This window comes from Mesorhizobium cantuariense (assembly GCF_042647205.1).
Taxonomy (GTDB): Bacteria; Pseudomonadota; Alphaproteobacteria; order Rhizobiales; family Rhizobiaceae; genus Mesorhizobium; species Mesorhizobium cantuariense.
Genome location: NZ_JBHRVD010000001.1, coordinates 3,994,662 through 4,007,677, shown reverse-complemented (window position 1 = coordinate 4,007,677; position 13,016 = coordinate 3,994,662). Strand labels below are relative to the sequence as shown.

The following is a 13,016-nucleotide window of genomic DNA, read 5'->3' as shown; positions in this document are numbered from 1 at the left end:
ATGGACTTGGCCTGAGGGCCAGGAAGGGAAAAATCATGGCGAAAGCGGAAAACGCCGAACTCGTCTTCGTGCCGCTCGGCGGCGTCGGCGAGATCGGTATGAACTTCGCTCTTTACGGCTACGGGCCGCCCAGTGCGCGCGAGTGGATCGTCATCGATGTTGGCGTGACCTTCCCCGATGCCAGCCTGCCCGGCGTCGACCTGGTGCTGCCCGACACGCGCTTCATCGAGGAGAACCTCGCCAATCTGCGCGGCATCATCATCACGCATGCGCATGAAGACCATTACGGCGCGCTGCTCGACACCTGGCCGAAGCTGAAGGCGCCGGTCTGGATGACGCCGTTCAGCGCCGGTTTGCTCGAAGCCAAGCGGCAAGGCGAGCAGGGCGCGCCGAAAATCCCGCTGACGATCTACCGGGCGGGCGAGAAATTCACCGTCGGCCCGTTCGAGATCGAAGCCATCCCGGTCGCGCACTCCATCCCTGAACCGATGTCGCTGGCGATCACCTCGCCGGCCGGCACCGTCATCCACACCGGTGACTGGAAGATCGATCCGGAGCCGACAATCGGGCCGAAGACCGACGAGGCGCGGTTCCGCGCCTATGGCGACAAGGGCGTGCTGGCACTGATCTGCGATTCGACCAATGCGCTGCGCGAAGGCGAGTCGCCTTCGGAAGTGGCCGTGGGCGAAGGCCTCAAGGGCGTCATCCAGGCTGCCAAGGGCCGTGTCGCCGTCACCACGTTCTCCTCCAATGTCGGACGCATCGTCTCCATTGCCAAGGCGGCGCGCGATGCCGGCCGTCAGTGCCTGGTGCTCGGCCGTTCGCTGAAGCGGGTCATCGATGTGGCGGGCGAGCTCGGCTACATGGACGGCCTGCCCGAGTTCATCGCCGAGGAGGATTTTGGCTTTATCCCGCGCGAAAACCTGGTCATCATCTGCACCGGCAGCCAGGGCGAGCCGCTGGCCGCATTGGCCAAGCTGTCGCGCGAAGAGATGAAATCGGTGTCGCTGACGGCCGGCGACACGGTGGTGTTTTCCTCGCGTACCATTCCCGGCAACGAGAAGGCGATCCTCGAGATCAAGAACCGTCTCATCGACCTCGGCGTCAAGATCATCGAGGACGGCGATGCGCTGGTGCATGTCTCGGGCCATCCGCGGCGCAGCGAGTTGCGCAAGATGTATGAATGGGTGCGCCCGCAGATCGGCGTTCCCGTGCATGGCGAGGCGGCGCATCTGGTGGCGCAGGGGTCGCTGATGTCGACTTCGGGCATCGGCCAGGTGGCGCAGGTGCGCGACGGCGACATGCTGCGGCTTGCTCCCGGCCCCGCCACCATCATCGACCAGGTGCCGTTCGGCCGCGTCTACAAGGATGGCAGACTGCTTGGCACCGATCAGGCGATGGGCATTCGCGACCGGCGCAAACTGTCCTTTGCCGGCCATGTCGCGGTCAACGTCGTGCTCGACGACAAATATGAGCTTGCCGGTGACCCCGATCTGGTCGCCATCGGCGTCGCCGAGGCCGATGGCCGTGGCGAGTCGCTGGAAGATTTGATGATCGATGCGGCAATCGGCGCGGTGGACTCGATCCCCCGTCAGCGCCGAAAAGATCTCGACCTGGTGCAGGAAGCAGTACGGCGCGCCGTGCGCGGCGCCGCCAACGAAGCCTGGGGCAAGAAGCCGCTGGTGACTGTATTCGTCACAAGGTGACGAAAGGGAGCCTATTGCCTTACTGCCCTGAGGAAAACCTATGCTCGGACGTTTGAACCATGTCGCGCTTGCCGTGCCGGAGCTGACAGCTGCCGTCGCCGCCTATCGCAACACGCTCGGCGCGGACGTGACGGAGCCGCAGGCGCTGCCAGAGCATGGCGTCACGGTGGTGTTCGTCAATGTCGGCAACACCAAGATCGAACTTCTGGAGCCTTTGGGCGAGGGATCGCCGATCGCCGCCTTCCTGGAGAAGAACCCTTCCGGCGGCATGCACCATCTTTGCTACGAGGTCGACGACATCCTGGCCGCGCGCGATCAGCTCAAGGCTGCCGGCGCCCGCGTGCTTGGCGACGGCAACCCGAAGATCGGCGCGCACGGCAAGCCGGTGCTGTTCCTGCATCCGAAGGATTTCTTCGGCACGCTGATCGAACTGGAGCAATCATGAGCTGGGTTTCGTTCACCGCCCTGTTTTTCGCGACCTGGTGGGTGGTGCTGTTTGCCGTGCTGCCGTTCAGTGTGAAGACGCAGGACGACGACCATGACGTGACGCTGGGCACGGTTCCGAGCGCACCGCGCGGACCGCACATGCTGCGCGCCGTGATCCGCACCACCGTCGCCACGGCTGTCCTGATGGGCATTTTCTATGGCCTGACGCATGGGCTGGGTTACAGCCTCAACGACATCCCGCACATCGTGCCGGAATTCAACCAAACCCCAGCCAAATAGACTGTCCGGCAACGACGTTTTTATCCTTCGGAATCATGCGCGGTTTCCGACAGGACTGCGGTGCGTTTTTGCGGCCGGGCGAGTGCTGACGCAAGGTAAGGTGGTTTGGCAACGCGTCGCGCTAAATAGCTGATTGCACAAAAAAAATGCAAGGCACAAGGCCTTGCAATTTAAACGCGTCCGATCTGTTTCCGGTTTCCGGTGGCAGCGAGTAACCGCGCCTAGATCGCATCCTCCCAAGACTTTGACCGCGTAGGAGAGCAGATTTTTTTCTGCCCTCTCGGTTATCGAGGTACATTAGCCTAAGGCGAATGAAAATGTCACGAAGAATTTTGCCTTGAAACGGGCATTCTCGTGCTGCACTGCACAATAGTGTGGCAGGCGTTGCTTCGGATACGACCAATAAGACACCCGGGGCAATCGCGGCGCCTTGCAGCGCCGCGCGTCCGCTGGACGCGCGAAGGACGCCGCAACGCTTTTGATCCCGGCTGCCTGTGCTTTTTGAAAATCGATTTCCGATTTTCGGGCCGATGCGTCCGGGTTTCCATTCCGCCATGAAATGGCTATGAAGCCGGGTCAAGCAAGCCAAAGCCGCGCCGATTCTGACGCGGCCATCCTCACTCACGGACCTGTCCATGCGTTTGTCGCGCTATTTCCTGCCTATCCTCAAAGAAAATCCGCGCGAGGCCGAGATCGTCTCGCACCGGCTGATGCTGCGTGCCGGCATGATCCGCCAGCAGGGGCAGGGCAGTTTCTCGTGGTTGCCGCTCGGCAAACGGGTGCTGGACAAGGTCTGCCGCATCATCCGCGAGGAGCAGAATCGCGCCGGCGCGCTGGAAATCCTGATGCCGACCATCCAGTCGGCCGATCTGTGGCGCGAAAGCGGCCGCTATGACGACTACGGCAAGGAGATGCTGCGCATCAAGGACCGGCAGGACCGCGACATGCTCTACGGTCCGACCAATGAGGAAGTGGTCACCGAGATCGTCCGCGCCTATGTGAAGTCCTACAAGGACCTGCCGCTCAATCTCTACCACATCCAGTGGAAGTTCCGCGACGAAGTGCGGCCGCGCTTCGGCGTCATGCGCAGCAGAGAATTCCTGATGAAGGACGCCTATTCCTTCGACCTCGACTTCGAGGGCGCCAGGGCGGCCTACAACAGGATGTTCGTGTCCTATCTCAGGACTTTTACGCGCATGGGGCTGCAGGCGATTCCGATGCGCGCCGACACCGGGCCGATCGGCGGCGATCTCAGCCATGAATTCATCATCCTCGCCGACACCGGCGAGAGCCAGGTCTATTGCCACCGCGACTATCTTTCGCTCGATGTGCCTGGGGCCAATACCGACTTTGCCAACGACGCCGAGATCGCCGGCATCGTCAAGACATGGACGACGCCCTACGCCGCCACCGACGAGATGCATGACGAGGCGGCTTGGGAAAAGATCGGCGAAACCGACAAGGTCTCCGCGCGCGGCATCGAGGTCGGCCACATCTTCCATTTCGGCGACAAATATTCCAAGCCGATGGGCGCCAAGGTGACCGGGCCCGACGGCAAGGATCATTTCGTCTCCGGCGGCTCCTACGGCATCGGTCCGTCGCGTCTGGTCGCGGCGATCATCGAAGCCAGCCATGACGACAACGGCATCATCTGGCCGGAAGCCGTGGCGCCGTTCGACATCGGGCTGATCAACATGAAGGCGGGCGACGCCGAGTGCGACCGTGTCTGCGACGAGTTGCATGCCGCTTTCGTCGCCGCCGGCAAGGACGTGCTTTACGACGACACCGACCAGCGGCCCGGCGGCAAGTTCGCCACCGCCGATCTGATCGGCCTGCCGTGGCAAGTGATCGTCGGGCCGCGCGGCGTGGCTGCCGGCGAGATCGAGATCAAGAATCGCAAGACCGGCGAGCGCGAGACGTTGCCGATCGCTGACGCGAAAAAGCGCTTCGGTGTCGCCGCATGAGCGAGGCGGTGGCGGCAAGATCGGCGGGCGCCGGACCCTTTTCCATCTTCGAACGCATGGTCGCGTGGCGCTATCTGCGCTCGCGGCGCAAGGAGACGGTGATTTCGGTGATCGCCTCGATCTCCTTCCTCGGCATCATGCTGGGCGTCGCCACGCTGATCGTGGTCATGGCGGTGATGAACGGCTTCCGGGCGGAGTTGTTGACGCGCATCCTCGGCGTCAACGGTCATCTGATCGTGCAGCCGCTCGATTCGCCGCTGGAGGACTATGCGCAGGTCGCCGGCCGTATCAACGGCGTGCCCGGCATCAAATACGCCATCCCGCTGATCGATGGCCAGGTGCTGGCGCAGGGCAATGTCGGCGGCGGAACCGGTGCGCTGGTGCGCGGCATACGTGGTGAGGATCTCAGCAAGATCGCTATCGTCGCCAGCAACATCAAACAGGGCTCGATCGCCGATTTCGACACCGGCGAGGGCGTTGCCATCGGCAAGCGCATGGCCGAGAATCTCGGCCTGACGCTTGGTGACACCATCACCTTGATCTCGCCGGACGGCGACGTGACGCCGATTGGCACGACGCCGCGCATGAAGGGCTACAAGATCGCGGCGATCTTCGAAGTCGGCATGTCCGAATATGACACCTCCATCGTCTACATGCCGTTCGCCGAAGCGCAGCTCTATTTCAACATGGACGGTCGGGCGCAGACGATCGAGATCTATGTCGATAATCCCGATGACGTCGATGCGCTGAAACCGAAGGTGGAGGCGGCTGCGCAGCGGCCGATCGACATGGTTGACTGGCGCCAGCGCAACGAGACCTTCTTCTCCGCCCTGCAGGTCGAGCGCAATGTCATGTTCATGATCCTGACGCTGATCGTGCTGGTGGCGGCGCTCAACATCATCTCCGGCTTGATCATGCTGGTGAAGGACAAGGGGCACGACATCGCCATCCTGCGCACCATGGGGGCGACGCGCGGCGCCATCCTGCGCATCTTCTTGATGACGGGGGCGGCGATCGGCGTTACCGGCACGCTCGCCGGCGTGCTGCTCGGCGTGCTGATCTGCACCAACATCGAATCGATCCGCCAGTTCTTCTCGTGGATGACCGGCAAGGTGCTGTTCAATCCGGAGCTCTATTTCCTCAGCCAGCTGCCGGCGAAGATGGATCCGCGCGAGACGACCTACGTCGTCCTGATGGCGCTCGGTCTGTCCTTCCTGGCAACGGTGTTTCCGGCATGGCGGGCCGCCCGGCTCGATCCGGTCGAAGCCTTGAGGTACGAGTGATGGCCGAGGCCATTATCGAGTTGAAGAGCGTCGAGCGGCACTATGTCCAGGGGCCGCGCAAGCTCACCATTCTCAATGGCGCGGACTTCTCGCTGAAGCGCGGCGAGATGGTGGCGCTGGTGGCGCCGTCGGGCACCGGCAAGTCGACGCTGCTGCACACCGCCGGCCTGCTGGAGCGTCCTGACGCTGGCGACGTCATCCTGGCTGGCCGTGCCTGCGGGCGGCTCTCCGACGACGAGCGCACGGCGATCCGCCGCAACGATGTCGGCTTCGTCTACCAGTTCCATCACCTGCTGCCGGAATTCTCGGCGCTGGAAAACATCATGATGCCACAGCTCATCAAAGGGCTGAGCCGCAAGGACGCGGCAGAGCGCGCGGCACTGCTGCTCGACTACATGCAGATCGGCAAGCGTGCGTCGCACCGGCCGTCCGAGCTCTCCGGCGGCGAGCAGCAGCGCGTCGCCATTGCCCGTGCGGTTGCCAATGCGCCGCTGGTGCTGCTGGCGGATGAGCCGACCGGCAATCTCGACCCGGTCACCGCCTCCTATGTGTTCGACGCGCTGGCGGCGCTGGTCAAGCAATCGGGCCTTGCGGCGCTGATCGCCACCCACAATCACGAGCTGGCATCGCGCATGGACCGGCGCGTCACCCTGGCCGACGGCAAAGTGGTGCCGCTTTAGTCTCCGATGTCGTCATCCTAGGGTCTGCGCGCGTCGCTCCGCTCCTTGCTCCGCCCTAGGATGACGAAGCGATGGGTGTATTGGCCAATCGCAAAGGCTGCGATCTGCCCACGTAGCACTGTCCGACGCCCCGTCAACCTTTCCTTAACCCTGCCGATCTGATCGCCCGGAAATTCCGGACGCGGCCGGATTGTGCTCGTTGACATTTGAACAAAATTAGAACAAACTACGAACATATCAACAACAGGAGAGAGTTATGACCGATCTGGTTCAGGATGTCATCTCACTGGTTTGCATGAGCACCTTTCTCGTTTCCATGGCGATCTGGATCGGAGCCATGTGATTTGGCGGCGTTGGCCGCCGCTGGTCCTGAGTGGGCTATGACCCGTTCCGCCGTTAAGCTTTTCTTGCCGCCGCGACGTTAGGGTGCCCTGAAAGACAGGGAGCGTCGCGTGTCGCCCATCGTCACGGCCATTCTCGTGGCCAGCAATCTCGGGCTGATCTTTCTCTTGATGACCGTGCCGCTTGGTCTGCGCACGGTCCGGCTGTCTCGTCTGGTAGCGATGGACCGGCAGCGCCTGTGGCAGGCGCTGTGGCCGCTTGGCAGCGATGCCGGCTGGTCCGGTGAGATACTCTCGGCCGAAGCGCCGGACGGTGAGGGCGTGGCTCGAATCATGCTGTCCTGGGAAGGCCGCGACGGCAAGCCGATCGAGCGCAAGTCGCGGTTCGAAGACATTGTCGAGGGCAGCCGCTTCTCGATGCGCGTCATCGAGGACACCGCGCTCGACGCCTCGTTCTGGAAGGATTTTCGCGAAACCACCGAACTCGTCTCCGACGGCAATGGTACGTGGGTCACCCTCAGCCAGACCGATCGCTACCGCGGCGTTGCTTTCCCAGTGTTCCGCTATTTCGCCATGCGCCGCGAACTCTCCAAGCTGCAGCGCTGGGCGCGGACCGGGCAGTATCGCAAGGGTGGCTGGTTCGAGCATCCGCTGAGCCAGGTCGGCTTCGCCGGTCTTTCGGCATTGATCCTGTGGCCGTTCTTCGGCCTCCATTTCGGCGGGCTGGCGCTGGCCGCGATCCTCACATCGGTGGTCGCCTTGCACGAGCTTGGCCACATGGCGGCATTCCGCCTGATGGGCCACAACAGGGCACGAATGATCTTCATTCCGCTGCTCGGCGGCATTGCCATTGGCGGGCGGCCGTATGACAGCCGTTTCGAGGTCGCCTTCGTGGCATTGATGGGCGCCGGCTTCTCCGCCTTCCTGGTGCCGATCGCAATCGCTGCAAGTACCTTTGCCGGCGCGGAAGGACATCGGCTGGCGGCAATGCTGCTGGCCGCTCTGGCGGGGTTTGCCGCCCTGTTCAACATCGCCAATCTGGTGCCGGTGTGGAAGTTCGACGGCGGCCAGGTGCTGCGCCAGATCTGCCCGGGGCCGATCGCGCTGGCGCTGGCCTCGTTCTTCCTGCTCTCGGCCTTCCTGGCCGTGGGGTGGCGGGCCGGTTTTTCCGCCAATTTTCTGCTCGCTTCGGGAGCGGTGTTTTCGATCCTCAGCCTGCTGACGACGAGCAGCGGTGTAAAGCCGCGTCACGAGTTGAAGCCGATCCGCACTGTCGACCGCTTTGCCATGGCGGCAGCGCTGCTGGCGGTGTTCGCCATCCATGGCTACGGCGTCCTGTGGGCCTCCGCGCAGCTGATCTGAGCAGTACCGGATCAGGAAGGCTCAGCCGGCCTTGCGCGCGACTTCGACAGGCAGAGCCGTGGCGGGACCGAAGACGTCCTCGAAGGCGGATTTCAGTGCCAGGTCGAGGTCGGCCATTCCCAAGGGAAGGCCGAGGTCGACGAGGCTGGTGACGCCGTGATCCTGCACGCCACAGGGCACGATGCCACTGAAATGGTCGAGATCCGGCTCGACATTGATGGCGATGCCGTGAAAGCTGACCCAGCGCCGCAGCCGGATGCCTATTGCCGCGATCTTGTCCTCGGCCGGCGAGCCGTCCGGCAAGGCAGGGCGGTCCGGTCGCACCACCCAGACGCCGACCCGGTCCTCGCGGCGTTCGCCCTGCACGTTGAAGGCGGCGAGCGTGCCGATGATCCACTGTTCGAGCGCCGCAACGAAGGCGCGCACATCCTCGCGCCGCCGCTTGAGATCGAGCATGATATAGGCGACCCGCTGGCCCGGCCCATGATAGGTGTATTCGCCGCCGCGTCCTGCCGCAAACACCGGGAAGCGGTTCGCGTCGATCAAATCCTCGCCGCGGGCGCTGGTGCCGGCGGTGTAGAGCGGCGGGTGTTCGACCAGCCAGACCATTTCGCCGGCCGCCCCGCTTCGGATCGCCTCGGCGCGCGCCTCCATGAAGGCGAGCGCATCGGGATAGGCGGTGAGGCCGGGCTCGATCAGCCATTCGACCGGTACTGAGCCGGGGAGCGGCAGGAACGACGTGGCGATCTGGCTGCGTTCTGGCATGAGGTGTTGTCTTTTCGCTTATGCTCGTCGCGGTTCCAAAATCGCCTTGCACTTTCGTGCGACATGAACTTGCCTTCCATATGGCGATATCAGGCGCAAACGTCCAGTTCCGGCTATGCATCCGAACCCTGTGGAGCATTATGCCAATCGCCTGACATTATTGCTTGCCGCGCACTTGTTTCGCCGGAAACGATTTGCTACACGCCGCGAGCCGGTCGGTTCCGGCTCTACCACGTGCGGTCGTGGCGGAATTGGTAGACGCGCAGCGTTGAGGTCGCTGTGGGGCAACCCGTGGAAGTTCGAGTCTTCTCGACCGCACCATTCTCTCTTCCCAGAATCCGATATGTGCCAGCCTCCGCCCCATGGGCGGGGCGCATTTTGTTTGATATTCCCGCACTTTACGCCACTTTCTTTTTGAGCATCGGATTCTCCCAAAACCGGTTTCCACTTTCGGGCCCGATGCTCTAGACCTGATTTGCACCTTTTCCGGGATTGCGATGGCGGGAGGCGCTGGTGGAAGGCCAGGACGAACGGACGACCGGCGCCAGGGCCGCCGAGGATCACCACGCCGACATCTATGGCGAGGACGGCGCAGTCCTTTCGTCCTTCCTTGCGCGGATTGGGGCGGCGATCGCCGACCGCGACACGCTCACGCTCAAGCATGAAGTCGACGACCTGCACCAGTCGGAACTCGGCGACCTGCTCGAGGCGCTGCATCCCGAACAGCGCCGCGCGCTGGTCGAACTCTTGGGCGCCGATTTCGACTTCTCCTCGCTGACCGAGGTCGACGAGGCGATCCGCATGGAGATCGTCGACAATCTGCCCAATGCGCAGATCGCCCAGGCGGTGCAGGAGCTCGATTCCGACGACGCCGTCTACATTCTCGAAGACCTCGAGAAGGAAGACCAGGACGAGATCCTGTCGCAGCTGCCGTTCACCGAGCGGATCAGGCTGCGCCGCTCGCTCGACTATCCGGAAGAGACCGCCGGCCGGCGCATGCAGACCGAGTTCGTCGCGGTGCCGCCGTTCTGGACGATCGGCCAGACCATCGACTACATGCGCGACGACCAGAATCTGCCTGAGCGCTTCAGCCAGATCTTCGTCATCGACCCGACCTTCAAGCTGCTCGGCGCCATCGACCTCGATCAGATCTTGCGCACCAGGCGCTCGGTCAAGGTCGAGGAGGTCATGCATGAGACGCGGCACGCCATTCCCGCCACCATGGACCAGGAAGAAGCGGCGCGGGAATTCGAGCAGTATGATCTGCTTTCGGCCGCCGTGGTCGACGAGAACGAGCGGCTGGTCGGCGTGCTGACCATCGATGACGTCGTCGACGTCATCCAGCAGGAGGCCGAGGAAGATCTGATGCGCATGGGCGGCGTCGGCGATGAAGAGCTGTCCGACAGTGTTTTCTCCACCTCGCGCTCGCGCGTTCCATGGCTGTTGATCAATCTGTTGACGGCATTCCTGGCCGCATCGGTGATCAGTCTGTTCGACCGCACGATCGAGCATATCGTGGCGCTGGCGGTGCTGATGCCGATCGTCGCCGGCATGGGTGGCAACGCCGGCTCGCAGACCATGACCGTCACGGTGCGGGCGCTGGCGACCAAGGATCTCGACATCTACAATGCCGGCCGCATCATCCGCCGCGAGATGGGCGTCGGCTTCATCAACGGCATCGTCTTCGCCATCCTGATCGGCATCGTTGCCGCCGCCTGGTTCCGCGACCCCAATCTGGGTGGCATTATCGCGGCGGCGATGATCATCAACATGTTCGCGGCTGCCTTGGCCGGCATCCTGATCCCGCTGCTGCTCGACCGTTTCAAGGTCGATCCGGCGGTCGCTTCGGCGGTCTTCGTCACCACGGTGACCGATGTCGTCGGCTTCTTTGCCTTTCTCGGCATTGCCACATGGTGGTTCGGTGTGCCCTGAAGGCACCCCTTTGTCTCAATTGACTTTTACGTAAATGCCATGCGAGGCTTGCGCGGGGCGCCTTGTCGATTCCGGCGTGGCATGGGTTTTGGTTCGGGACGGAGGGGCGATGCCGCATGGCGATCGCCCGGGATTCCGGCGTGCGGAGTGGCAATGCGAGAATATTATTCGATCACCGAGTTGACTCGCGAGTTCGACGTATCGACGCGGACGCTGCGCTTCTATGAGGACGAGGGGCTGGTGCAGCCGGTGCGGCGCGGCCGCACGCGGCTGTTTCGCCCGTCCGATCGCCATCTCATCCGCCAGATCATGCGCGGCAAAAGGCTCGGCTTCTCGATCAACGAGATCCGCGAAATCATCCAGATGTACAAGGCGCCGCCCGGCGAGGTCGGTCAACTCAAGCTGATGATCAAGCGCATCGAGGAAAAGCGCGAGGATCTCAGGCAGAAGCGCCGCGACCTCGAAGAGACGCTGGCCGAACTCGACCAGGCCGAGGAATCTTGTGTGGAGCGGCTGGTGGAACTTGGTGTGAATACGTAGGCGGACTGGATTCTAGCGCGCGTTTGAGCGGCATGGCAAACGTTGGAGATTAGCCTAAGTCTTCCAAACTTCGTCATCCTCGGGTCTGCGCTGCGTCGCTACGCTCCTTGCTTCGCCCGTGGATGACGACGGAATGGATGTTTCGGCTAATCTTCGAACGCGGCGACCCCATCAGCGAAGCCGCCCGTCAAAACCTCTGCGCGATGAAAACCGGGGCGCGCCAGCTCAGATCCAGCGGCGCACCCGCTTCGCATAATCTCGGTATTTCTTGCCGAACTTCGCCGCCAGCACCTTTTCCTCGCCTTCGATCGCTGCCTTCTGCGTGGCATAGGCGGCGATGAAGGCGAGCGGCAGGAACCACACGATGCCCGAGACAAAGGCGACGCCGATCAAAAGCAGCGTGTTGGCCAGATACATCGGATTGCGGGTGATGCCGAAGGGACCCGTGGTGACAAGGTGATCGGGCACCGCGTTGGGGTTGAGTGTGGTCTTGGCCCGGATCATGGTGCGGATCGCGGTGAACCAGAGTGCGGCGACGGCAAACAGCGCCACCCAGCCGGCGGCGAAAAGAATGTCGCCCAGCAGGTCGCCGATCCAGGGCAGGGGATAGAGCAGGCCAAGCGCGATGCTGATGGCGATGGCGGCGGTGTAGATCAGCGGCGGCCACGGTATGAGCCCCGGCTTCGGCTGGTTCTCGGTCATTTGACCCCTTCCTCCATCAACTTGCTGTCGGTCTTGGCGGTGCACATGCCGGCAAGATCGGACAAATGTGTCTTCCATTCCGCAGTCTGGTCGTTGTTATAGAGCCGATCAAGCGTGGCCTCGCCCTCGAGCGTATCGAGCATGCAGACACAGTAGCTGGAACAGAACTCTGTGTCGCGCGACTGCTCGCAAGACAGCTGGCAGGTTTTGAGGAAATTCACCTGCGGGGTTTCGACCTGTGCCGGCATCATCTGCGAGAACAGCCACATGCAGCCGATCAGCAATGGCTGGTGGATCAGGTAGAAGGCCAGGCTGTGCCTGCCGATGAAAACCAGCGGGTTGGCCCAGCGACCGGGTGCCAATTCGGCAAGCCGGGCAAGCACCCCTGAACCGACGGCGAGTTTCGTCACCGCGATACCCGCAAGGACGGCGCCGAACCACGGAAACAGCGGAACGTAGTCGTTGGAACGCGGATTGTTCGCCGACAGGCCGACCCACCACAGCCACGGGTGATCGAAAGCCTCGAAGCGCAGATAGACCGGTGCCGCGATGACGAGCGCGGCAATGACAAGCGTCAGCAGCGCCGGCAGGCGCAGGAAGGCGAGGCCGAGCAGGCTTGCCAGCGCTATCTCGTGCAAGATGCCGAAGAAGATGAAGCCGTCCGGGGTGGCGATGCGGGTGGCGACCGAAATCGCGATCGCGGCTCCGGCAACCATGGCGAACCGCTTCCGGAAGCCGTTCCAGCGGATCTGTCGGCCATGGGCGAGATACAGGCTGACGCCGACCAGGAACAGGAAGGTCGAGGCGATGCAGCGCGCGTAGATCTTCCACCAGCCGAAGGCGGTCAGGCCGGGATCGGTGTAGCCGAAGAATTCCAGATCCCAGGTGAAATGGTAGCTCGCCATGGCGATCAGCGCGATACCGCGCACGATGTCGATGGCGACGATGCGCTTTGGTCGATCCTGAACGGGTGCGGTCGGCGTTTGGATGCTCATGGTCTCGCATTCTGATTCAG

Annotated in this window: 12 protein-coding genes and 1 tRNA gene; 10 read left to right on the top strand and 3 right to left on the bottom strand. The window is 62.9% G+C overall.

The features are described from left to right. The first annotated feature begins 35 nt into the window (after window positions 1–35). The 7 genes from ACFOJ9_RS19425 to ACFOJ9_RS19395 all read left to right on the top strand — a co-directional run bounded on the left by ACFOJ9_RS19425 (window position 36) and on the right by ACFOJ9_RS19395 (window position 8,062). Window positions 36–1,706 (top strand): ribonuclease J, encoded by a 1,671-nt coding sequence (locus ACFOJ9_RS19425; protein ID WP_378980483.1) that lies wholly within the window; start codon window positions 36–38, stop codon window positions 1,704–1,706. A 40-nt stretch (window positions 1,707–1,746) separates the two neighbouring features. After that, a complete protein-coding gene (mce, locus tag ACFOJ9_RS19420) occupies window positions 1,747–2,151 on the top strand; it encodes a methylmalonyl-CoA epimerase (protein WP_378980482.1) in 405 nt (134 codons plus the stop codon). Continuing rightward, window positions 2,148–2,432: a DUF1467 family protein gene (locus tag ACFOJ9_RS19415; RefSeq protein WP_378980481.1), complete on the top strand. Its 285-nt coding sequence runs from the start codon at window positions 2,148–2,150 to the stop codon at window positions 2,430–2,432. The genes mce and ACFOJ9_RS19415 overlap by 4 nt, the downstream gene beginning before the upstream one ends. Before the next feature lie 635 nt (window positions 2,433–3,067). After that, window positions 3,068–4,396 (top strand): proline--tRNA ligase, encoded by a 1,329-nt coding sequence (gene proS, locus ACFOJ9_RS19410; RefSeq protein ID WP_378980480.1) that lies wholly within the window; start codon window positions 3,068–3,070, stop codon window positions 4,394–4,396. After that, on the top strand, window positions 4,393–5,679 hold the full coding sequence (locus ACFOJ9_RS19405) for a lipoprotein-releasing ABC transporter permease subunit (RefSeq protein ID WP_378980479.1): 1,287 nt from the start codon (window positions 4,393–4,395) through the stop codon (window positions 5,677–5,679). Before proS ends, ACFOJ9_RS19405 begins: the two co-directional genes overlap by 4 nt. Next, a complete protein-coding gene (locus ACFOJ9_RS19400; RefSeq protein WP_378980478.1) occupies window positions 5,676–6,359 on the top strand; it encodes an ABC transporter ATP-binding protein in 684 nt (227 codons plus the stop codon). The genes ACFOJ9_RS19405 and ACFOJ9_RS19400 overlap by 4 nt, the downstream gene beginning before the upstream one ends. A 452-nt stretch (window positions 6,360–6,811) precedes the next feature. Further along, window positions 6,812–8,062: a site-2 protease family protein gene (locus ACFOJ9_RS19395; RefSeq protein ID WP_378980477.1), complete on the top strand. Its 1,251-nt coding sequence runs from the start codon at window positions 6,812–6,814 to the stop codon at window positions 8,060–8,062. A 21-nt stretch (window positions 8,063–8,083) separates the two neighbouring features. On the opposite strand, the gene lipB is transcribed toward ACFOJ9_RS19395, so the two are convergent. Beyond that, a complete protein-coding gene (gene lipB / locus ACFOJ9_RS19390; RefSeq protein WP_378980476.1) occupies window positions 8,084–8,827 on the bottom strand; it encodes a lipoyl(octanoyl) transferase LipB in 744 nt (247 codons plus the stop codon). 236 nt (window positions 8,828–9,063) lie between these two features. Here lipB and ACFOJ9_RS19385 point away from each other — a divergent pair. From ACFOJ9_RS19385 to ACFOJ9_RS19375, 3 genes are all read left to right on the top strand, one after another. Then, window positions 9,064–9,148: transfer RNA gene (locus ACFOJ9_RS19385), tRNA-Leu, on the top strand. Between the two features lie 192 nt (window positions 9,149–9,340). Beyond that, window positions 9,341–10,759: a magnesium transporter gene (mgtE, locus tag ACFOJ9_RS19380; protein ID WP_378980475.1), complete on the top strand. Its 1,419-nt coding sequence runs from the start codon at window positions 9,341–9,343 to the stop codon at window positions 10,757–10,759. A gap of 153 nt (window positions 10,760–10,912) precedes the next feature. After that, on the top strand, window positions 10,913–11,299 hold the full coding sequence (locus tag ACFOJ9_RS19375; RefSeq protein WP_056596491.1) for a MerR family transcriptional regulator: 387 nt from the start codon (window positions 10,913–10,915) through the stop codon (window positions 11,297–11,299). Between the two features lie 225 nt (window positions 11,300–11,524). Here ACFOJ9_RS19375 and ACFOJ9_RS19370 read toward each other — a convergent pair whose 3' ends face one another. Continuing rightward, entirely contained in the window at window positions 11,525–12,001 is a 477-nt protein-coding gene (locus tag ACFOJ9_RS19370; protein ID WP_378980474.1) for a methyltransferase family protein, read from the bottom strand. Further along, a complete protein-coding gene (locus ACFOJ9_RS19365; RefSeq protein ID WP_378980473.1) occupies window positions 11,998–12,996 on the bottom strand; it encodes a heparan-alpha-glucosaminide N-acetyltransferase in 999 nt (332 codons plus the stop codon). The genes ACFOJ9_RS19370 and ACFOJ9_RS19365 overlap by 4 nt, the downstream gene beginning before the upstream one ends. Window positions 12,997–13,016 lie beyond the last annotated feature (20 nt).

Bases quoted from the DNA above. Each gene is read 5' to 3' on its own strand.
- proS (WP_378980480.1), top strand. From the start codon at position 3,068: ATGCGTTTGTCGCGCTATTTCCTGCCTATCCTCAAAGAAAATCCGCGC.
- ACFOJ9_RS19415 (WP_378980481.1), top strand. From the start codon at position 2,148: ATGAGCTGGGTTTCGTTCACCGCCCTGTTTTTCGCGACCTGGTGGGTG.
- ACFOJ9_RS19425 (WP_378980483.1), top strand. From the start codon at position 36: ATGGCGAAAGCGGAAAACGCCGAACTCGTCTTCGTGCCGCTCGGCGGC.
- ACFOJ9_RS19370 (WP_378980474.1), bottom strand. From the start codon at position 12,001: ATGACCGAGAACCAGCCGAAGCCGGGGCTCATACCGTGGCCGCCGCTG.
- ACFOJ9_RS19375 (WP_056596491.1), top strand. From the start codon at position 10,913: ATGCGAGAATATTATTCGATCACCGAGTTGACTCGCGAGTTCGACGTA.
- ACFOJ9_RS19365 (WP_378980473.1), bottom strand. From the start codon at position 12,996: ATGAGCATCCAAACGCCGACCGCACCCGTTCAGGATCGACCAAAGCGC.
- ACFOJ9_RS19405 (WP_378980479.1), top strand. From the start codon at position 4,393: ATGAGCGAGGCGGTGGCGGCAAGATCGGCGGGCGCCGGACCCTTTTCC.
- lipB (WP_378980476.1), bottom strand. From the start codon at position 8,827: ATGCCAGAACGCAGCCAGATCGCCACGTCGTTCCTGCCGCTCCCCGGC.
- mce (WP_378980482.1), top strand. From the start codon at position 1,747: ATGCTCGGACGTTTGAACCATGTCGCGCTTGCCGTGCCGGAGCTGACA.